We start from the raw sequence: 20,583 nt of genomic DNA, 5'->3' as shown, positions 1-20,583 counted from the left end.
TACGTTTATCAGTATGAAGTACCGGCAACAGCGAACTGTCCATTAGATCAGTCAGCGTTAACCATCACAGTGGAAGAAGCTCCAGATGCAGGGAATTATTTAGGTACACCAGCAGAGATTTGTCAAACTGATGTGTTTGATTTGACAACTTTATTAAATGGTACTCAAGATATCAATGGAACATGGACAGATACTGATTTAAGCGGAGCTGTTATTACAGGAAATTCAGCTAATTTTACAGGAGTTCCAGCTGGTAGCTATGATTTTACTTATGAGGTGCCAAGTACAGCGGTTTGTACATCTCCTGCAAGCGAAGTAGTAACTGTAAATATAAACACACTTTCTGTTTCATTAGACGCTAATAATCCTACTTCAGGTTGTGGAAATACTGATGGTTCTTTAGAGGTTACTGCTGTAAGCACTTTTGCAGGTGATACATTTACATTTGATTGGTCTGGTCCAAACGGATATACTAATATTATTACTTCAGCCACGGATGGTGATATTGTAGGTTTAGAAGCAGGTGATTATATTTTGACTGTAACTTCCGACAATACGGGTTGTACATTTACTGATACCTATACAGTAGATGATCCAGTACCATTCAGTATAGATGATTTATCTGGCAGTCCGCAATTAACATGCGGGGGTTCTGATGGAAGTCTGCAAATCGAAGTCTCAGGTCTTGCTATTGAAGGAGTTTTCTACATTGAAGATTTAGGAGGAAATGAAATTGCTGGCTCAAGATTAACAATAGCTGCAGCATCTCCCACAATATATAACTTCAATTCACTGGCTCCTGGCGATTATATAGCTTTTATCGAAGAGGGTCCTTGTGTTTTAGATAGTGCTTTTACAATTGATCCAGTAGATGAAATTGCTGCTACTATTAACACAATTACAGAACCTAATTGTGGATCATCTGATGGTGAAATTGAAATCAATGTTGCTGATGTCGGGAATGATTATGAAGTAAGTGTTGATGGAGGTACACCTGACTTAGTAGCATCAGGAACTGCTACATATACAATTACAGGATTATCTCAAAGTAGCTACACAATTACTGTCACTGATATTACCACTAATTGTGAAGTTGTTTTAACTCAGGTTTTAAATGAAGATGCTTCATTTGATATTGATAATGCTACTACTGAAACGAATATTACAAACATACAGACTTGTGGTGGTTCAGAAGGTGCTATCGATGTAGTGATTACTGGAGCATATACAGGCCCAACAACATTTAGCTGGACTGGCCCAACAGGTTTTACGGATCCAGGGACTGAAGACCTGACTAGCTTGGGCTTAGCTGGTGATTATCAGTTAACTATTGAAGATGCTGGTTGTACAGTAGTGAGTAATACATTTACAATTACCGAACCTACTCCTCCTACGGCTGGAAACTATATTGGAACACCTGGACAAGTAAACCTTGTAAATAATCCATTTGATTTATCAACATTATTAGATGGTAGTCAAGATGGCGGAGGAACTTGGACAGATACTGATGTTAGTGGTGCTGTGATTACTGGTAATGATGCTGATTTTACATCAGTAGCCTCTGGCAGTTATACTTTTACTTATACAGTAACAGACCCAAGTATTCCTTCTTGTACTGATTCAGAGGATGTAATAGTTGAATTTTTAAATTTCGAATGTGCTGACACCAAGTTTTCTACTATAACCGAGGATGCAACATGTCAAGGAATTCAAGACGGTAAGATTTTCCTATTCCTTCAGAATGTAAGCAATGCAAGCACCTTGGAAGTGACAGTGAAATCATCAGCTACTGATAGTATCTTCGTAACCGCTACTAATCCTGGAAGTGGAAACTTGTTAGAAGTTGATGCAGACTTTTTACCAGGTAGCTATGAAGTGATATTGAGAGATTTAGTCAATGATTGTGAGGATAGAACTCCGGTACTTATAGGTCAAAAGCAATCGATTTTACCTTTAGTAAATACTTCAGATGCAACATGCGATAATCCTGTGGGACAAATTCAAGTTACCATTGATGGTACCTTCGACTTTGTATTATTAGATTCACTTAATAATGCCATTGAGACTAACACAACAGGTTTATTTATAGATTTAGCACCTGCATCGTATGGTATTGCATTTAATAATTCCGGAGGATGTCAAGTGGACACTGTCAAAAACATAATTATTAATGAACCAACGCAGGTGTCCAACAGTGCTTTAGATGTAACTGTTGTAGAACCGAGCTGCAATACAACTAGAGCTCAGATTTTAGTAAACTTTGAATTAGAAGGCGACTATTTCTATCAGATTCTTGATACTGCAGGGATACTAGTGGATTCGATTACTACCGATTCAGGAGCTTGGACAACGGAACTAGATACTTTAGGGCTGTTTGAATTAGTTGTTACAAACGTGGATAATCCTGGGCTTTGTGAGCCTAATAGTAGAAACTTCAATATTGAGAGGTCTGGAGGTTTCTCGGCCACAGTGACAGATAAAACAGATATTGTATGCTTTGGAGAAAATACAGGTTCAGTCACAATTCAATTAGATGGAATAGGTAGTGGATTCTATTCTTTAGATGGATCACTTTGGACTGAATTCATTTCCGGGGAACCAATCACTGAATTACCAGCTAGACAAACTATTTTAGTGAGTGACCAGCCAGGTTCGTCTCAATGTGAGTTGTCTGTTCAGGTGGGTATTGAATTTTTAAGTCAACCAATTGAATTTGCTGGAAATGGTAGAATTACACTAATCACTCAAGCAAGCTGCACGGTAGCTGAGGAAATTGGAGAAATTAATGTTCCAGAAGTGATTGGTGGTGTAGCGCCATATATCTATACTATTGATGGTGATCTAGTAGAACTTGATGCAAATAGAAACATCACTGGTTTAGCTAGAAATGTTAATCAATTAACTATTACAGATGATAATGGGTGTTCAGAATCCTTTAATATAAGATCGATCGTTTCTCCAAACGAAATTAGAGCAGAGGTTATTGAACTAAGCCCAAATAACAATTGTGTTGATGACCCAGAAGGTATTTCAGTATTGATTGATCAGGCTACAATTGACAACGTTCCTGGTCCCTATAATTTGATTCTGAATAAAGTGAACGACACCATTACTTCAGAATATGTACTAGATATCAATACAAATGGAACTAGAGAATTTATAATATCTCAATTTGATCTTGACAATAATATTCCTTTTGAAAAAGGGGCTCGATATAGATGGACTGTAAGAGCTATAGATGATGATCAAGCATGCTCTGCTGATAATTTCGTTACGATAAATGGTGGTGCTATTATTCCGACTTTTGAAATTGAATCTAGCGATGTGGCTTGTTTCCAAGAGTCTGGTTCCATTGAATTGTTCAATATTGTGGCAGATGAAACAATTCCATTAAATATTGAGGTATATGAGGGGAATGATATTGATCCTACAGAAACCTTTACTTTAAATGCTCTTCCGGAAAGTGGTCGATTCTTGATTGATCAAAGTATTTATGGATTAATTGCTAGAGGGGATTATATAATTAAGCTTAGCCAGCAACCCGATAATTGCAGTAGTTTAATTGAATCCGAGAATGCAAGTATCTTTATTGATGCCCCAGTGGCGCAGTTAAATGTTGAATTAGTACCGGAACCAAATTTACCTCCGGGAGTGGACAGAGAAAGGGGCGACATGAATCCAATGCCTACAACGAGACCCGATAGATCAAATGGTTCAATTAGTATTAGGTTAGTGGAGCCTACCTCAGGTGCTAATGGATACTCAGCTCAAATATTCTTATTGACTCCGTTAGGAGGAAACAATAGTTCTGACTATGTGCTGCCGACAGAGGCAATTGATTTCGGCTCAGATCAAGTGATCACTTTTGAGAATCTTTTACCTGGGATATATGAGATTGAATATTACGATTCTTTCGGATGTGGTACAGATGGTAACAGATTAGTATTTGATGGTGAAGGGTCCTCAGATATCACAGTAGACTTTGATAGGAGTCCATTTATTCCAAATGTGTTCACCCCTAATAATGATGGTAAAAATGACGTTTTTAGAATATTAAATCTACCTGATGATGGTGCCGAATTGATTGTAACTAATAGAACGGGTACCATAGTCTTCAGAGATAGTAATTACCGTTCCAGTAATCTTTGGGACGGTGGAGATAGCCCCGATGGAGTTTATTTCTATCAATTGACGGTAGATGGTAATGTTCAGAACGGATGGGTAGAAATTATTAGAGGCAGACGCTAATCTTAATTGAATTGATTTAATTAAAGCCAACTCGAATAGAGTTGGCATTTTTTTTAATACTAAGTCTTATATCTCTTCGTTTTGCATCCATGAACGTGAGATTATTATTTTTTTTTATAATTGTTAGCTTCTCAGCATCAGCGCAGAAATATGGTACAGCCGCTGGTCCTAGAATCGGAGATGCTAGATTTGGCCTGAGTGTAAAACAAAGAATTTTGCCGCGTTTTAGTGCTGAAGCGATGACTGATTTAGAATCGAACTCATTTCAATTTTCTGTGATTCCAAAATACCACCTGCCGATCACCGGAGAGGGCTTTAATATTTTCTTTGGTGCCGGAATGCATGTAGGAGGTCTTAAGGAATATGGAAGGACCTATGGATATGATTTGATAGCAGGGGTGGAGTGGAAGATACCAGCGCTGCCATTGGTTATAGGAGCTGATGTGAAACCTGCTTATCATCTTAGTCATGAAGACTGGTTTGAATTTCCGGCATCTGTATCGGTCCATTATGTTATAACTAGGGAAACGAAGGAGAAAAGGGTAAAAGATAAAGAGAGACGGAAAAAGCGAAAAGCAAAGAGGGAGAGAAGGGAAGAGAGGAGAGAGGCCCGAAGAGAATGGTGGCAAGATTTTAAAGATAATTAAGTCCTTTAAGTAAAGTTTTTTATGACAGGTTTTGCTGAGGACTTTATTAGCTTGTAGCTTTGCTCTACAAAGTGCTTTTATGAACCAGCAAAAATATATTCAAGACATTAAAGAAATAAGAGAAATGATGAATCGCTCTGGTCGGTTTATTTCTCTCAGTGGTATTTCAGGGGTAGTGGCGGGCATCATAGCCTTAGTTTCTGCATTTTTAGCATATCATTACATCTATCTTTATGATGATTATTACAGTTTTAATATGGTCTATTTGTCTCCTGAGTCGATTCGAGATATATTCTTACTAGCTTTGATTACGCTTGTTTTATCGGTTGGTTCAGTAATTATATTGACTCATCAAACACGTAAAAAGAAAGGACAGCACCTTTTAAATAAACATGCTAAAAGAGTATTGATAAATTTATCGATTCCATTATTTACTGGAGGGTTGCTGTGTATTATTTTGATTTTCAATGGGTTTATAGGTGTAGTAGCACCACTGACCTTGATTTTTTATGGATTAGCATTAGTTAATGCAAGCAATTACACATTGGATGATATTCGAAGTTTAGGAATAATAGAAATTATTTTAGGATTGAGTGGTTTGTATTTCATCAGCTATGGATTGATTTTTTGGGCTGTGGGCTTCGGTCTCGTACATATAGTATATGGTCTTGTAATGCGTTTGAAGTATGTGTCGTGAAGGAAAATTGAAAAAACTGAATCAGGCATTTGAAAATAATTTGCGGCTGAGAATTATGTTTGCTTTCTTAGTAAATAATCAATTAGATTATATTTCACTAAAAGTTTTGCAAGGTTTTACAGATTGGAGTTTAGGTAGCCATTTAAAGAATTTGGAAAAAAAGAATTATATTGATTTAATAAGGCTTTTGTCAATAGAAAGCTCGGCTCTAGTTATTAGGCCATTGAAATGGGAATAAGTTCATTCAAAAGACATAACGATGCAATTGAAAAGATTGTTAGTGGTCGATAGCCATTTTCATGCAAGCGAGATATATATTATTACAAATCATCGCCAAAGTTTAGAGAATTAATGTGAAAAGGACACTTACTATGGGGTCTTGTATCGGGATCTTTAGAATTCCATACCGGTGTCCGGTAAAAGAAATTTGGACTTTTAACCTCATTATTCCATTGATGATGAAAAACCTCCAAAGCTGCAGCTGACATTGGCGGCACAATCCAACTCCAATCAGCTGTTACTTCCCTTTTGCTTTTCTGCTCTAACTTTACAAATTTCATAAATTGCTCTGATGCTGAATGGTGATCAACTATTTGCACACCTGCTTCTTCAAATGAATATAAAACTGCTTCATTTAGCACCAATAGCGCATGATCCTTCCATAGGTTTCTATTTTTAGTAGTATTTAGCCCTAAATGCTCGGCAATTAGTGGTAATTTATTATATCTAAATCTATCTGCCAGGTTTCTGGATGCTATTTCTGTTGACATATACCAGCCATTAAATGGCGCAGCCTGATATTGAATTCCTCCAATTTCCAGAATCATATTTGATATGATGGGAACGGAATACCATTTCAATTGTAATTCTTTAAACCAGGAGAAATGAGGGTGTTCTAAGTTTACTTCAGGTATTATTTCCTTGGGAATTTCAAAAACTTTGGGAGTTTTATTTTTCAGTTGCAGAACTAAAGGTAAAACATCAAATTCTCCGAAAGAGGGCTCCCATCCTAAGTCTATACAGTATTTTGTAAAATCAAGCATTTCTGGATCTCCTTTTGTAGAGCCATCTTTCAATTTGTAGCCCGCGTAGCGAATTAATTGTTGGTTATAAATTTTGACATCCTGATGATTAAATACCGAAATTACTGAGCGTATTTTCCCTTCGTTGAAGGCATATTTAATATGACTTTTTATAGCTTCAAATATTTCTGTTTCTGAGTCTAATTCTCTTTTATCCTTTACTTTTAAGCTATTCCAGAACAGCCTACCAATACATCTATTACTATTTCTCCATGCTAATTTACATCCATACACTAATTCGTCTACAGTTAATTTGTATGTTCCTGAAGTAGAGATTTCATTCTTGATCCCTTCAATTCTTTGACTAGATTCATGTTGTTTGCTTTCATCGTAGTATTGATGAATGAATTCACATGCCCTTTTGAAGTTTGCTTGCATAGCTGAGTTAAATGGTATTACTATTACGTTAAATTAGCTGAAGTAGGATTTTGTTTATAATAAATGCTTTAGCAGGAAAGCTGAATGTCACCTGACAATATGGTAGCTAGTCTTTTACAAGGGATATAATTTATCAATTCGCTTACTTAGTGTTTATTTTCTGAAACGAAGCCTGAGACGCTTGAATTGTAATCCGTAAATAGGATCGTAAAAAAAGGTCTTAACATAATATGCTTAGACCTTTTATTAAAACTTCATGTCTTGCATCTAGATTCTAAAATCTAGTATCTCTTCTCAATTACTCACCCTCTTAAATTTTTCAAAATCAGGCTTTCTCTTCTCTAGAAATGCATTTCTTCCTTCTTTAGCTTCTTCTGTCATGTAAGCTAAACGAGTAGCTTCTCCAGCAAATACTTGCTGACCCACCATACCATCATCTGTAGCATTAAAAGCGAATTTCAACATTCTAATAGACAGAGGAGATTTACCTAATACTTCTTGTGCCCATTCGAAAGCTGTATCTTCTAATTCTGCATGAGGTACTACGGCATTGACCATTCCCATATCAAAAGCTTCCTGTGCTGAATAATTTCTACCTAAGAAGAAGATCTCACGAGCTCTTTTTTGTCCCACCATTTTGGCTAAATAGGCAGATCCATAACCACCGTCAAAGCTGGTGACATCTGCATCAGTTTGCTTGAAAATGGCATGTTCCTTACTGGCTAAAGTCATATCGCACACTACATGCAAACTATGTCCACCACCTACAGCCCAGCCTGGCACTACAGCAATGACTACCTTAGGCATGAAACGGATCAACCTTTGAACTTCTAATATATTTAGACGAGCAACACCATCATCTCCAACATATCCTTGCTCTCCTCTTGCTTTCTGATCACCACCGCTACAAAACGCGTATTTCCCGTCTTTAGGAGATGGACCTTCCGCTGACAACAAAACTACCCCTATATCATCGTCTTCTCTAGCGTGAAGAAGTGCATCGAAAAGCTCTTGTGTAGTTTTAGGACGAAATGCGTTCCGTACTTCTGGACGGTTAAACGCAATTCTAGCTACGTGATTAGCTTTTTTATAGGTGATGTCGCTGTATTCTTTGACTGTTTTCCAGTTAATTTCATTCATGTGTATTTAATTATTTTTAAGTTGCCACATGGAATTTGCTATAAATATTCACCAGGCGGTTGGTATAAATTCGCCCTCGAATATTTATGCTCATTTCATGATATCAATTGATTTTTAAAGTTTTCAAATATTTTCTGATTGATTTTACTATCTGTTTTTATTTCAATTACCGCTGCGTGAGGATATTGGATAAACTTATCCTTTATAAATGCAAAGCTCTCCGAATTATGAGCTGAAAAATGGGCGATGCCAAATTCACTGCATAATAATTTTGCATCTAACTTTTGCTCCGTCTCGAAAAACTCCTCCAACTCTGCTTGTTGGTTGGGTCCTTTAATCATTCTGAAAATAGATCCTCCCTGATTATTTAACAGGATAATTTTTAAATTAGAATACGGGTACTTATGCCAAAAAGCGTTGCGATCATAGAAGAAAGCCACATCTCCTGTGATCAGGAAATGATTTTGGTCTGGATGTGCCATTGCATGACCTAGGGCCGTACTGGTTGATCCATCGATTCCACTTGTTCCTCTATTGGCCCAAACCTTAATGCCTTTTTGTGATTTCAAACCAATAAAATTAGCATAGCGAACACTTAAGCTATTAGCTAAATGTAGATGACTGTCTTTTGGCAAATTTTTTATGAGCTCCTGCAAAGCAGAGAATTCACTGAAAGATTGAGCACGCAAAAATTCATTTGTTTTAGTTTCTGCTGTTGCATTTTTATCCTTCCATAGTTTTAAAAATTCAGATGAGGAGCTTTTATTTATATGCTTCAAGAATGGAGTCGGTCCCTCTTCAATTTGCTTTATTAAAGCTTGAAATGGATCAGCTATAAAAGCATGATATTCCCTAACATGCCATTGTTCTATGTGATTCTTTCGGAGAAATAATTTCAAGTTCTTAGAAATAATACTTTTCCCGAAGCTGATAATCAAATCTGGAATTTCTTCGGATTTTGATTCCTTTAGCATTTTCATGCAAATGTTATCTGGCAAATGTATGGCATTTTTCAACTCATGTCCATTGGAAATAATGTCTGCAAAAATAGGAATATTATGCTTTTGGGAGACTTTGTCGAGATCCTCTAAAAACAATTGGTTATAGTCTTCTTGCCCTAATACAAAAGCTAGCTTTTGTTTTTCTTTTATATCAGCTTGGAGCTCACAGATCTGCTTTTCTGCCAGTTTCTTTTCTCCTACGGTGCTTTTTATGATTTTGACATTCTGGTCATATTCCCATTTTTCGCTTTTTTCAGGATAGAATGGTTCACGAAAAGGAATATTAATATGAACGGGTCCTTTGATTCCATTCATACTTTCTACAACGGCTTCATTAATCATTCTATAAGTTTGCCATTGTGCATCAGCATGTGAGAGATCAACAGCTACGTTATAACTTTTCTTTACATGCTTCCCGTAAATATTTTCCTGGCGTATGGTTTGTCCATCCCATTGATCTATCCATTCGGGTGGACGGTCAGCGGTGATCACAACTAATGGGATTTCTTGAAAATATGCCTCTGCAACGGCAGGTGCGTAATTCAAAGAGGCAGATCCAGAGGTGCAAATCAAAGCCACAGGATTTCGCTGAGCTTGCGCCATCCCCATTGCAATGAATGCAGCCGTACGTTCATCGCTAATGGAGTAAGCCTGAATTTTGAGATGTCTGGCGAAAGCTAAAGTTAAGGGTGCATTTCTGCTCCCTGGGGAGATAATAGCCTTATCAATACCTTGTTTTTGACAAATTTCCGCTATATTATTTATAATCTCTTGTCGCATAATTTTGATGCAATTTAAGGATTGAGCGGAGTAATGTCTCCATATTTTAATCCTTTTGTGCTTTTCAAAAAAGCCTTTACCCAGCCTACTTGAATTTTAGCCTGCACTTTTATTGGAATTTTATTTTTATCGTCCGAAACCCAAACTGTCATATCTTCTCCACCATCGAATATGGTACCTTCAACCAATAAAGCGCTGAATTTTATAGTTTTGTAAACAGTTTCATCAGGCATTTCCAGTTTTTCTTTGCCCAAATACCTTACAAAGAGGTTATATACTTTTCCATTAACAATGAGATTGAAGGGTATTTTTTGGTCTTTTTTAAAATCGCTAAAATCGAGATTTCGAGCGTAATATATAGCCGATAAAACATCCCAAATACAATCATCAAAAGGAACATTTTTCTGAATGGTTTCTTCTTCACCTGAATTATAGACCTCAGCTTTAATATTTTTTTTATCAGTATCGAACCAATATTTGTTATTGACTTTATAACTCCCTTCTTTGGTATTCCTATGGAAAAACAGTGGTTTTAATTGTTTTTGAGTCCCGATCGCATCAAAGGTGTCCCTTACTTTATATACCCAATCCCATTTTGGCATGGAACGTCCATAGCCCTTGAACCAATGTGCATCATAGCCTTCCCATTTGGCATCTTCTACGGCAAACATTACCTCACCTGCATCCACCCAAATCATTCCCCAGTTGTATTTTACGTCATACCATAATTCTTCACCTGCTTGATAAGCAGTGGATTGGTCAAGGCATTGTCCAAAAGCTTGGTGAGCAGTTTTTAGGGATACGATTAAGAAGAATAGGATCAGGTATTTATTCATATTAGCAATAAACGATTTAAAAGTATATTGTTAGATTTAATTTCACATTATTTCATCCTTATTTTCATCCTCTGGAATCTCGTAGCCGATTTTTCGACTTATCATTTGTTGGATGGGTTTTTCATGCTTCCTTAATTTTAAAGAATTGGCCAATAATTCAATTTTAGACTGATACATAAAGCTGTCATAGGGTGTAAGTCTGGATAATTTAAGCTTATAATGCCCACAATAAAAATCCAAACAAAAATTAGCTATTGCATGAAGTTTCCAACCGGAACTTCCGTTACCTCCGAAGTAACCTGGATCATCTGCTTTACCTAGTAGATTTTCAGCTAATGGATAAGTCCAGGTTTCATTTGTTAGACCTCCTTTAAAGGCTTCTTTTTCTTTAGAACGGCAAAAAGTTCTCCATTTTTGCAAATCAAAGAGTGTAATATCTTTATAAAAACTATTTCGCAAAGTTTTGAGCCTGTAGCGGTTAAAATGATATTCAGGCTCAAAGAACAAATGATAGTCGCTAGGTTGAAGATGAAGCAAATCAAAGGAAAATTTTAAATTTCCTTCCAAGAAATGTGTCCATTCTATCTCCATTTCTTCTGCTAATTCAGTAAAATGTTGAGGATATTGCTGGTAAAGTTTCTTGAAGTCAATATCAAATCTTAAGAAAGCAGATCTTAAATCTATTTTTTCCAAGTATTGCTGAAGAGGGGTTATCAGTTTATTTTGAATGATTAATTGATTAGCCATCTGGCAAAATTAAAAAAAAGTTAGTTCACTCAGTTCTTAAATTATACATAAATAAATTTTTATAATTGTTAAAACAATAATTAATACAAGCGGTTTGGAACACCATTAATAAGATGATGGAAGCAAAACAGATCGCAGCATATTTTTTTATTTTTAGTATCCTTAGTTCATTCTCACTTGTACCAGCTCAATTGGGTGATGTATTTCAGGTTGATTTTATATCTTTGGATCTAGAAATGGAGACTGAAGAGAAAGCAGAAGAGGGTTCCAATGCAACAGAGGAAATGTTATCTTCAATAACAACTCACTTCTTTGGCTTTGATAATTTTGCTTTTGCGTACCGCGATGTAAACATATTATCTTACCATACACATCTTAAAACACCTGATATCCCGCCAGAGGTATCTTCATTTTCTTGATCTTATATGGCTTATATGTTTTTAAGCCAATTACAAACAAAAATTTATCTTTAAAACTAGAAAATGAGAAATTCAGTATATTATTCAATCGTAATAATTTTCATATTTATATATTCAAAAAGTTCAATTGCACAAACTTCTGATTTAGTAAAGAAACTCATAAAAGTAGAGGAAAATCAGTATTTCGCTGACAGAGATAGTGCTTATCTTGATCCCTATTATGGATTAAAGAAATTATACTATGGCAATCTACGGTTTGCCGAGAATAAAAGTATAAAACCACGTCAAACGGATGCGGACTTAAAAAATAATGAGTTAGGTCAAAAGCCCTTCGCTACTATTATTGGTTGTGCAGATAGTAGAGTACCGAACGAGATAATTTTTGATCAGGGGGTGGGAGATTTGTTCATCACTCGTACAGCTGGACAAGTAATGGCACAAGCCTCGTACGGCACTATCGAATATGGTACGGAGGTTTTACAAACCCGATTGATCGTTGTATTAGGTCACGAATCTTGTGGTGCAGTACAAGCTGCCATGAAGCTTCCTGAAAATCCTCCTGGACACGTAGTTACTTTAATAAACGCGATCAAGCCGGCTGCATTAATCGCGAAGAATGCAAATTTAAGTGAAAAAGAAACCTCTGATTTAGCGATTCGTCAAAATGTTATTGAACAAGTAAGTTTGCTCCGAGGATTAGAGCCAGTTTTAAGTAGGAGGTCAGAAAAAGGAGAAGTTCTGATAGTAGGAGCAGTTTATAATCTTCATACTGGGGCGGTTGAATTAATCGAAGAAACAATTACCAGTCTGCCTAAATATGCCGTAGTTAAAAAATAAGCATACTCATACACATGAACAATCTTTTAATGTGAATTGAAAGATTGTTCATTTCTATTCAATCACTTATCATATCATTTAAAATGAAACACGTAATTATTTTACTTGCTGTAATAGCTATGCCCTTTGGTGTCATGTCTCAAGATGGTCCTGATGAATCGCAACTAGGTGCTTGGTATATGTATTTTTTCAATAAATCTTTTGAAAATTCGCAATTTGGAATTCAGGGAGATTATCAGTTCCGCTATTGGAATGCTGGATCAGATTTAGAACAGATTCTACTTCGCACGGGTGCTACCTATAAGCCAAAGAATGCTAATATTATGTTTACCTTAGGCTATGCTAATATAACCACAGGACCCTTTGGGGAGTCTAAAGAGAATGTGAATGAGAGTCGTATTTACCAAGAGGCACTAATTCCACATAAAGTTGGCGATAGATTTTTACTAACCCACCGAATGAGATATGAACAACGCTGGAATGAAGGTCAGGATTTTAGAACAAGATACCGATATATGCTCTTTTTAAATGTTCCATTAAATGATGTTGAACTGAAGCAAAAAACGGTTTATTTGGCACTTTATAATGAAGTTTTCATTAATGGAGAGAGATCAATCGGAGAAGATAGGACGGTAGAGCTTTTTGATCGTAATCGAACATATCTCGGTATGGGGTATGGTTTGTTAAATAATTTAAGGATGCAACTCGGTTGGATGTTGCAAACGACTGATGCTTGGTCTAAAGGTCAGGCTCAAATTAGTTTGCATCATAGTTTTTAAAAGTATTTAAAATTAGTAGGTCTGCAATTGTGTTTGCAGACCTACTTAATTCTTGTTTTCTTAATTTAAACTGAGTCTCTGCTCACTATTTAAATATTTTTGAATCACAGCTTTGATTTCATCCTGCGCTTTTTCACTATCGTAATCTGCTCCCAACAATTTATCTTGTAATTCAAAAAGAGGCATGAATAACACTTTATTGTCTACCTTCTTCTTGATTTTAACAGTGCTTTTTGAAGCAAATAATTCATCCCAAACAGCTCTTACATCTGCCCAATAAGCTTGGTTCTTAGCCCACCATTCTACAGCTACTTTGCATTTGTCATCATCCATTTTTGTATAGGTATTCCATCCTTTTTCCGATGCTAAAACTTTATCATCTCCATCTTGTCGTAGAACCTTTTGATTATCTTGCTCATGCAACCAACCATATTCAGTAATCTCATGTCTGTTCTCACGGGCCATTACATTATAATCATCTCTTTTAGAAAATTCTCTTCTTGGTAATGGCGCATCTGACTTTGCCTCCCAATAGCTTTTTCCGTCAACGTGTACCCAAGTGGCACTACCTTCATAACGAGGACCATCATCGACTTGGTAAACTTTCTGCGTCCATTGTCCTTTAACATCATTTTTAGCCAATTCCTGATATTTCCAGGTGTTGTCTTTTTGGAATGTATAAAGATCAGTGTTTTCATAAAGCCAATCTTGTCGCCAGTGTTTAATAATCATGGTATCTCCAATAACCAATAAGTGCTGAAGCACAATTTTATCCTTACTTTCTTCCACTGGAAATACATATTCCAATGCACCTGAACGGTAATTGTCATGGAATTCATAATCCTCTACAGGCGAGAAGGTCTCTGCAAAATTGAATTCCACTTCATAGCAACCACACATATCCATGATGGCTTTTACGTCATCCGCTTTTTTCTTCTTTTGCGCTTGTGCACTCATCACGAATACTGCAAGCATGAGTATTAAACTTACTTTTTTCATAATTGAAAGGGTTTGTTTGTGTATATAATTGATTTTAAAAGCTTGTATTTTTTTGTTGTGATCAGAATGTTGACCACTAGGTATAAAGCGGACAAAATACCTCCGCTAACGTCTTCAGGTTTTAAGAAAATATGGAATAGGAATATGTTAAGCGTAACAGGCAGTAGTATTATGGCGCCACCCACTGCAAAAAATTGACTAATTAAAAGAAGTCCTGCTACTATTTCCACTATTCCTAAAAAAGGCCAGAAATAGCTATTGGCTTTCAATCCGCCTATGAATTTAACCATCTGCTTTTTGGTGCTGCCAGGCACCAATTCTGTTGAGGAGGATTTGCGTGCAGGGTTCGGAATAAATTTCCGAACACCTGCATACACAAATAAACTTCCTAAACTTAACTGAGCTATTATGAAGAATATGCTAATGAACTTTCCCATGATTATTTCAGGATTTCAAATTCAAAAGTGGTAGTACCTCTTTCATTGTTTTCATCATACATGCTGATGAATCTTATTTTGTAGTAGTTTTCTTGGCTGTCCTTTACTATAAAGAATCTATCATCAAAAACAGCTGGTGCACTGCTTGGTCCTCCGCCTTGTCTCCAAGAGGAGCCAATAGCATTGATTTCATTATTAAAACTCACTTCTCCAATTTGTTGCAGATTGAAATCGGCATAAGTTGTATTTCTTTCAACCATTACCATGGCAGCTGAAGTGTTATGCCGATTAATTATGATAAAATCATTAAAGCTGTAAGGGATTTCATTCGGACCGAAAGGGAACTTTTCAGTAAATGTTCCATACATAAAATCCCAGCTTTCTTTATTGGGCTCAAAATCAGTAGTTCCATTATCTAAATCAAAATGTATAAAATTATGGCTTTCTGATTTAGTGATTTCACTAGTTTCGATATCGTTAGAACCAATATTTGCATAAGCGATGGTATATCCATCCCCATTTTGAGTGATTTTTACTTTTTTCCAACTGCGTCCTTCGCCTAATCTTTTAATGATATACACCTTGTTATCAGCATCTGTAGTTGCAATAGGAGCGATAGCAGTTTTCGTTAAATCTCCATTTGGTACATCTATCCAAGCGGCTGCGGGAGGTGTAGCTGTGAAGCCAATTTGCATGACGGCAGCAAATCCTACGGTGTCCTCAGCTGTTACACTAGCTAAATCTGTTTTATCAAGTGGTCTGGCCATTACTTGGGCTGTAGAATTTAGAATAACATGGAATCCATTGTCGGTAGAAAACCCTAAATCCCAAGTGTTTTTGTCTAGTGAATTTGTACGAACTTTGCTTAAATCAACAAAAGCTTGCTCGGTGAATTCCGCACCACCGGCAGTCATTTCAATTGTTCCTGATTCTGCGATGAAATTCTCAGAAAAGGCTACTGTGAGACTGGAATTTTGGCCTCTTTGCAATACTTCTGTCGGATTGATCGAAAAGTCAATAATTTCATCACTGTCTATATTAAGTCCACTGCCTGCTTTTATAGTAAAATTAATTTCACTCTGACCTGACTCATAGTTAAGAATCAATTCACCGCCCTCTGCTGGTGGCTCAGTATAGAAATCATTTTCCTCTCCGTAAACTAAATTTGAGTTATCGATATTTACAGAAATATTGCCAGCTTGATTGGAAGCCCTTGAAAATACTAACCCAATTTGAGCTTCTTGATTCTCTTCATTTATATTGATACTGCTACTATTAAAATTTATGTTAATAGGGGCATCTGGCTCTTCTTCCTGACATCCAGTAAGCGCAAATATAAAGCTTAAGAGCATTAAAGAAATGGTACTTATTTTATTCATCTTTATTTATTTTTATTGATTAAACTGATAATTAATTCTTAGGAAATAGCTTCTTCCGTAGGCCATAGCTGTTTGACCGTTATTATTGCCGCTGTGGGCACCGCCTCCTGTGAAGTTATTTTGTATGCTGGTGATATTAGTCAGATTTTTTATCCCAGTAGATAATTGAAATCCATGATCAAACGCCTTCGAAAGGGTGAAATCTAACCAGTGAAAAGCATTCATTTGTTGCAGCTCAACAATGGTGTTATTTTCTTCATTTAGGATTTCTCGGTAAGCTTGATTTGCTCCGGTGAACTTGTAGAAAAGTCCAAAATTAATTCTGGGTTTTTCCCAGTCATAGTTAATGTTGGCATTCGCTTCAGGGGAGTAAAGCATTTCGTTTACTTCATATTCAGCTGATAGTCTTTGAAAGCGGCCGATATAGGCTAAACCTAAATTAGAATTGAAATTTTTGTAGCTGTAATTCCATCTGGCATTGATTCCGTTCGTTCTAAAACTTTCTAAATTCCGATAAGTAGTAGCTGCTGTAGCTTGCTGTGGAATAAAGTAGGTAATCATATTGCTGATATCATTATAGAAGGCACTGATATTTAATTCTTGACCCTGGCTTATTTCAAAGTTTAGATCCGCATTGAAATTGTGTGATGTTTCCGGAATCAGATTTTCGTTACCTGAAATGTTGTGATTGGCATCTATGAATTCATGATAGAGTTCTCTTATAGAAGGAGCTCTAAACCCTCTGCCATATCCAAGTCTCAATTTTATTTTTTCCGATAAACTATATTTGATATTGAGGGCTGGAGTAGGGATTGTTTCAAAAATGCTATTGACCGTATAGCGAATTCCCGGTCTGATTTTTAGTGCATTGCCGTACTTTATTTCAGTGGAGATGAAAGCTGCACTATTCCACAGATCTTTATCACCACTGCTAAGAGTAGTCCCACCTGCTTGTTCATATTGCACTTCTAAGCCTAATTGTCCATTTATTTTCCATTGGCCTAGGCTAGCAATAGTTCCTTGAAAGGTATTTCTACTAAACCAATCTCTGTAGAAAATAGTATCTTGCTGGCTGTCAGCGGTCAATCTTTCGGTTCGGGTAACTAGATTGGTTTGGAATTCCGTACTCACTCTGCTATAATCTGTAAATGAATTAGCAGAATGAATATTCCAGTTTCCAATATCGAAATTTGCTTGTAGTTGATGCATCAATCGATTAGCATTGTAACTTTCATCTATAGCGAAAGGGTCGAGCAAAGGATTATTGTTATTAATATTTCCCCTATTGAGGATTTCCTCTTGCATCAATTGCGTGGAATAGGTAAGGTCGAAGTTTTCATTTGTATAATTAAGCTTAGCATTATGTAGCCATTGATTTTTAGGATGCCATTCTCTGTTTCTCTCGTTTCCTTGGCCAACCCAGCCACCAAAAACATATCTTCGAGAGCTGGCCATTGCGCTAATTTGGTCCGATAATTTACCGCTTAGCTGAACAGAGGGAGAATGAATACCTTCAGCAAACCAGGAATAGTCATTTCCAACACTTTCTTCATGAAGGGTGATTCCTAATGCTATTCTATCCTGATTGATTTTTTTGGTAATGATATTAATAACACCCGCTAAAGCATCTGCACCGTAGTTTACAGCCATTGGCCCTTCTACTAGTTCTATTCTTTCAATGTTATTTACGTCAATTTGATTAAGGTCAATGGCATTATTTGTCCCACTTTTACCGCTAATCGGGATTCCATCTACCAAAACCTTAACATACTGCCCACTTAAACCCTGCATTTGGAAATTGGCATTACCGGTGGCATTATCCCGGCTAAAGCGGATATTCAATTCTTGAGAAAGTACGGTTTGAATATCATTGGCAGCTTGTCTTTCAAATCGTTCCTTTCCAATACTTCTCACCTTATATACTGCATTTTTTGCTGATTCTGGTTCATATTGCCCTGTTACGACCACCTCTCTAAGATTTAAATTCTTTGCGGTAAGTTTATAGTGGTGATTTCCCGATGTCTTAAGGGTATCGATTATGGTTTCATAATCTAAATGCGACACTTGAATAGCGAGTGGGGGATTTAGTTGTGATAGTGTTTGCCCGTTTTTATCAGTCCATTTTAAGTCTTCCTGTGAAGAGTTTGTACTTACAATTTTAACTAGTACTTCCTCCAATTGCTTTCCTTTTTGATCTGTAATTTCAATGCTAACTTGAGCAAAAAGCTTTGCTGCAAACATGAAAGCAATTAGAGTGCTAATAGTGACCTTCATTTAAGTCTATTTAGATTGATTAAAAATAATAATGCAAACATATACACTATTTGTAATCAATCCAAATAAAAATAATTTATGGATTTTATAAAATTGATTGATATTGATGATTAGGTTGTGAAAGGTCTTCTAATTAAAGGTTTAGCTAGATTTTGCACAGCATTCTTTTTTAATGCTATGCAGAAAGGATATAAATTTAATATAGCGGTAATACGTATTATTGCTTTTTTGAGATGAAAATAAAATCACCTCCTTCATCACCAGTTCCCATAATTACTCCATCTTGAGGTACTGTAAGGCTATTATTGAGAACGCTTTTTCTAATGCTCGTGAATAGTTCTGTAGAGGGAAGGTACTTATTCTCATTATCTTCCAGATATTTAGAAAGGTATTTAAAGAAAACAGAATTATCGGGTACTGTTGAAAGAGTTCCGGAACTTATTGCTCTTCTGCTTGGCATGCGGTAAAGAAGTTGGATACTTGTATTAGCATCTCGCAAGTCTTCAATACCTCTTGTTTTAAATATACCACCACTAAAACATGCGTCAGAAATCAGTAAGGTATGTGCTGTAGGAATTGCACGAATCTGTTCTTTAAGATCACTATTGGAAAGCCAATTGGAGGGGTTATTTGTATCTACATCAGTTGGCCACCAGTATCCTTGCTCAACTGCTTTGTCCCAATATCCATGACCGGCATAGAAAATTAGTAGATTATCATCCTGATCTAATTTTAGGCGAAGTTGATAAAGCTTTGTTAGAATTTGAGACCGGGAGCCATTGAGTAAAGTGAATATATTTTCTTCCTCAAAGCTATATTTGCTGAGCAGCACTTCTTTTAATTTCAATACGTCTTCAACAGGCTTTTCCAAATTAAGTGATCGATCTTGATAAACGCTGTTTCCAATTAGTAGGGCATGATACTGACCTTTAGGGGAAACATAACTATTTGTTTTAGTCTCTTCAGCTTTCGACTGAACGGTTTGTCGTTGATTTGGTGATTTTTGCATCCATTCATCAGTAATTCTTGCGCTCAACTTAATCGCGGATATTTCTTTATTTTCTTGATTTTGAGCTATTACCCAACCAGGGAAAGGGCTTAGAGAAATTTTGATACGATCAGAAGGGTTTTCTGGTACCAGTTCAGGTATATAGAGCGGAGCTGTATAGTTACCGTTTTGTTCTATTTGAATGTAGAAATAGGAATTGTGTTTATCCTTTCTTTTTAAAGCGGCCACAATGAAAGATGATCTATTTAGGGGGTATACTTGATCAATACTCTCAAATTCATCGATTTTGATAGATTTTTCTTCTACTTCAGTGATGGCATTGTGTATGATTATGTTGTTAGCTGAAAGACCGTACGCTGTAGTGTAAAATTTTTCTCCATCTACTGATATACTGGGCGGGGAATGCTGAAATTCATTTCTTAAGCGCTTTAGAATTTCTACAGGCAATTCCCAATCACCCTGGACAGATTTTTTAAAGAGGTAGGCCCTGTTTTCTTTGTCTTCTGTTGTGAGAACGACTAATTTTGTATAATCGATAGAGAAAAGTAAATGTTTGTGCTGGTTAGATAGGCTATTTATTAATTTATTGAGCGAGTTGTCCTTCTCAACCCAGAGCCCATTTAGGTTAACGTATCTTTTCACTGTATTAATGTCATCAATGACAGACAGAACCAGTAAAGAAGAATCAGGCATCAAATTTACATCTCCGATAAATTCATCTTTTTGGATTCCTTCCAACTTAATGGTTTGGGCGCAAATTGGACAAGTCAAGTTTAAGAGGAATATTATCGAAATGTATAGGCTCTTCATCCTATAAACATACGTAATTCTTGAAAGATAATTTTACTGTAACAGAAGGAAGATATTTTTATTTGATGACTATCTGTATTCTTC

16 protein-coding genes are annotated in these 20,583 nt (G+C 36.3%); 6 read left to right on the top strand and 10 right to left on the bottom strand.

Annotated elements, in window-relative coordinates:
• From B9Y84_RS19900 to B9Y84_RS19890, 3 genes are all read left to right on the top strand, one after another.
• The coding region (locus tag B9Y84_RS19900; RefSeq protein WP_139828114.1) for a T9SS type B sorting domain-containing protein at positions 1 to 4,248 on the top strand (4,248 nt) is incomplete at its 5' end.
• 95 nt (positions 4,249 to 4,343) lie between these two features.
• Positions 4,344 to 4,895: a hypothetical protein gene (locus tag B9Y84_RS19895; RefSeq protein ID WP_139828113.1), complete on the top strand. Its 552-nt coding sequence runs from the start codon at positions 4,344 to 4,346 to the stop codon at positions 4,893 to 4,895.
• 79 nt (positions 4,896 to 4,974) lie between these two features.
• On the top strand, positions 4,975 to 5,592 hold the full coding sequence (locus tag B9Y84_RS19890; protein ID WP_085519160.1) for a hypothetical protein: 618 nt from the start codon (positions 4,975 to 4,977) through the stop codon (positions 5,590 to 5,592).
• Positions 5,593 to 5,912: 320 nt separating this feature from the next.
• Here B9Y84_RS19890 and B9Y84_RS19880 read toward each other — a convergent pair whose 3' ends face one another.
• The 5 genes from B9Y84_RS19880 to B9Y84_RS19860 all read right to left on the bottom strand — a co-directional run bounded on the left by B9Y84_RS19880 (position 5,913) and on the right by B9Y84_RS19860 (position 11,556).
• On the bottom strand, positions 5,913 to 7,052 hold the full coding sequence (locus B9Y84_RS19880) for a nitric oxide synthase oxygenase (protein ID WP_085519158.1): 1,140 nt from the start codon (positions 7,050 to 7,052) through the stop codon (positions 5,913 to 5,915).
• A gap of 294 nt (positions 7,053 to 7,346) precedes the next feature.
• Positions 7,347 to 8,192, bottom strand: a complete 846-nt coding sequence (locus B9Y84_RS19875) for a 1,4-dihydroxy-2-naphthoyl-CoA synthase (protein ID WP_085519157.1) — start codon at positions 8,190 to 8,192, stop codon at positions 7,347 to 7,349.
• Positions 8,193 to 8,287: 95 nt separating this feature from the next.
• Positions 8,288 to 9,973, bottom strand: coding sequence for a 2-succinyl-5-enolpyruvyl-6-hydroxy-3-cyclohexene-1-carboxylic-acid synthase (gene menD / locus B9Y84_RS19870; RefSeq protein WP_085519156.1), 1,686 nt, complete (start codon positions 9,971 to 9,973; stop codon positions 8,288 to 8,290).
• A gap of 14 nt (positions 9,974 to 9,987) precedes the next feature.
• Entirely contained in the window at positions 9,988 to 10,809 is an 822-nt protein-coding gene (locus B9Y84_RS19865; protein WP_085519155.1) for a DUF3108 domain-containing protein, read from the bottom strand.
• A 42-nt stretch (positions 10,810 to 10,851) separates the two neighbouring features.
• On the bottom strand, positions 10,852 to 11,556 hold the full coding sequence (locus tag B9Y84_RS19860; RefSeq protein ID WP_085519154.1) for a DUF7255 family protein: 705 nt from the start codon (positions 11,554 to 11,556) through the stop codon (positions 10,852 to 10,854).
• Between the two features lie 113 nt (positions 11,557 to 11,669).
• Between B9Y84_RS19860 and B9Y84_RS19855 the strand changes: the two genes are divergently transcribed.
• From B9Y84_RS19855 to B9Y84_RS19845, 3 genes are all read left to right on the top strand, one after another.
• The gene (locus B9Y84_RS19855; protein WP_085519153.1) at positions 11,670 to 11,975 is read left to right on the top strand and encodes a hypothetical protein; all 306 of its coding nucleotides are present in this window, start codon (positions 11,670 to 11,672) and stop codon (positions 11,973 to 11,975) included.
• 63 nt (positions 11,976 to 12,038) lie between these two features.
• Positions 12,039 to 12,812, top strand: coding sequence for a carbonic anhydrase (locus B9Y84_RS19850; RefSeq protein ID WP_085519152.1), 774 nt, complete (start codon positions 12,039 to 12,041; stop codon positions 12,810 to 12,812).
• Between the two features lie 83 nt (positions 12,813 to 12,895).
• A complete protein-coding gene (locus B9Y84_RS19845) occupies positions 12,896 to 13,591 on the top strand; it encodes a DUF2490 domain-containing protein (RefSeq protein WP_085519151.1) in 696 nt (231 codons plus the stop codon).
• Positions 13,592 to 13,651: 60 nt separating this feature from the next.
• Here the strand turns inward: B9Y84_RS19845 and B9Y84_RS19840 are convergent, their stop codons facing one another.
• The 5 genes from B9Y84_RS19840 to B9Y84_RS19820 form a co-directional block, all read right to left on the bottom strand.
• Positions 13,652 to 14,590 carry a DUF6607 family protein gene (locus B9Y84_RS19840; RefSeq protein WP_085519150.1) on the bottom strand — a complete coding sequence of 313 codons (939 nt, stop codon included), beginning with the start codon at positions 14,588 to 14,590 and terminating at the stop codon, positions 13,652 to 13,654.
• Complete coding sequence (locus tag B9Y84_RS19835; RefSeq protein WP_085519149.1) at positions 14,587 to 15,027, bottom strand: DoxX family membrane protein; 441 nt, start codon at positions 15,025 to 15,027, stop codon at positions 14,587 to 14,589. The genes B9Y84_RS19840 and B9Y84_RS19835 overlap by 4 nt, the downstream gene beginning before the upstream one ends.
• 2 nt (positions 15,028 to 15,029) lie before the next feature.
• The gene (locus B9Y84_RS19830) at positions 15,030 to 16,406 is read right to left on the bottom strand and encodes an HmuY family protein (RefSeq protein WP_085519148.1); all 1,377 of its coding nucleotides are present in this window, start codon (positions 16,404 to 16,406) and stop codon (positions 15,030 to 15,032) included.
• A gap of 12 nt (positions 16,407 to 16,418) precedes the next feature.
• Complete coding sequence (locus B9Y84_RS19825; RefSeq protein WP_085519147.1) at positions 16,419 to 18,680, bottom strand: TonB-dependent receptor plug domain-containing protein; 2,262 nt, start codon at positions 18,678 to 18,680, stop codon at positions 16,419 to 16,421.
• Positions 18,681 to 18,897: 217 nt separating this feature from the next.
• A complete protein-coding gene (locus B9Y84_RS19820; RefSeq protein WP_085519146.1) occupies positions 18,898 to 20,499 on the bottom strand; it encodes a caspase family protein in 1,602 nt (533 codons plus the stop codon).
• Positions 20,500 to 20,583 lie beyond the last annotated feature (84 nt).

This window comes from Marivirga sericea (genome assembly GCF_900177665.1).
GTDB lineage: Bacteria > Bacteroidota > Bacteroidia > Cytophagales > Cyclobacteriaceae > Marivirga > Marivirga sericea.
Note: the sequence above shows the minus strand (reverse complement) of the source record. Positions and strands in the feature narration are given on the sequence as shown.

Excerpts from the sequence above, each read along its gene's own strand:
- B9Y84_RS19890 (WP_085519160.1), top strand. The coding sequence starts at position 4,975 with ATGAACCAGCAAAAATATATTCAAGACATTAAAGAAATAAGAGAAATG.
- B9Y84_RS19880 (WP_085519158.1), bottom strand. The coding sequence starts at position 7,052 with ATGCAAGCAAACTTCAAAAGGGCATGTGAATTCATTCATCAATACTAC.
- B9Y84_RS19875 (WP_085519157.1), bottom strand. The coding sequence starts at position 8,192 with ATGAATGAAATTAACTGGAAAACAGTCAAAGAATACAGCGACATCACC.
- menD (WP_085519156.1), bottom strand. The coding sequence starts at position 9,973 with ATGCGACAAGAGATTATAAATAATATAGCGGAAATTTGTCAAAAACAA.
- B9Y84_RS19865 (WP_085519155.1), bottom strand. The coding sequence starts at position 10,809 with ATGAATAAATACCTGATCCTATTCTTCTTAATCGTATCCCTAAAAACT.
- B9Y84_RS19860 (WP_085519154.1), bottom strand. The coding sequence starts at position 11,556 with ATGGCTAATCAATTAATCATTCAAAATAAACTGATAACCCCTCTTCAG.
- B9Y84_RS19855 (WP_085519153.1), top strand. The coding sequence starts at position 11,670 with ATGATGGAAGCAAAACAGATCGCAGCATATTTTTTTATTTTTAGTATC.
- B9Y84_RS19850 (WP_085519152.1), top strand. The coding sequence starts at position 12,039 with ATGAGAAATTCAGTATATTATTCAATCGTAATAATTTTCATATTTATA.
- B9Y84_RS19845 (WP_085519151.1), top strand. The coding sequence starts at position 12,896 with ATGAAACACGTAATTATTTTACTTGCTGTAATAGCTATGCCCTTTGGT.
- B9Y84_RS19840 (WP_085519150.1), bottom strand. The coding sequence starts at position 14,590 with ATGAAAAAAGTAAGTTTAATACTCATGCTTGCAGTATTCGTGATGAGT.
- B9Y84_RS19835 (WP_085519149.1), bottom strand. The coding sequence starts at position 15,027 with ATGGGAAAGTTCATTAGCATATTCTTCATAATAGCTCAGTTAAGTTTA.
- B9Y84_RS19830 (WP_085519148.1), bottom strand. The coding sequence starts at position 16,406 with ATGAATAAAATAAGTACCATTTCTTTAATGCTCTTAAGCTTTATATTT.
- B9Y84_RS19825 (WP_085519147.1), bottom strand. The coding sequence starts at position 18,680 with ATGAAGGTCACTATTAGCACTCTAATTGCTTTCATGTTTGCAGCAAAG.
- B9Y84_RS19820 (WP_085519146.1), bottom strand. The coding sequence starts at position 20,499 with ATGAAGAGCCTATACATTTCGATAATATTCCTCTTAAACTTGACTTGT.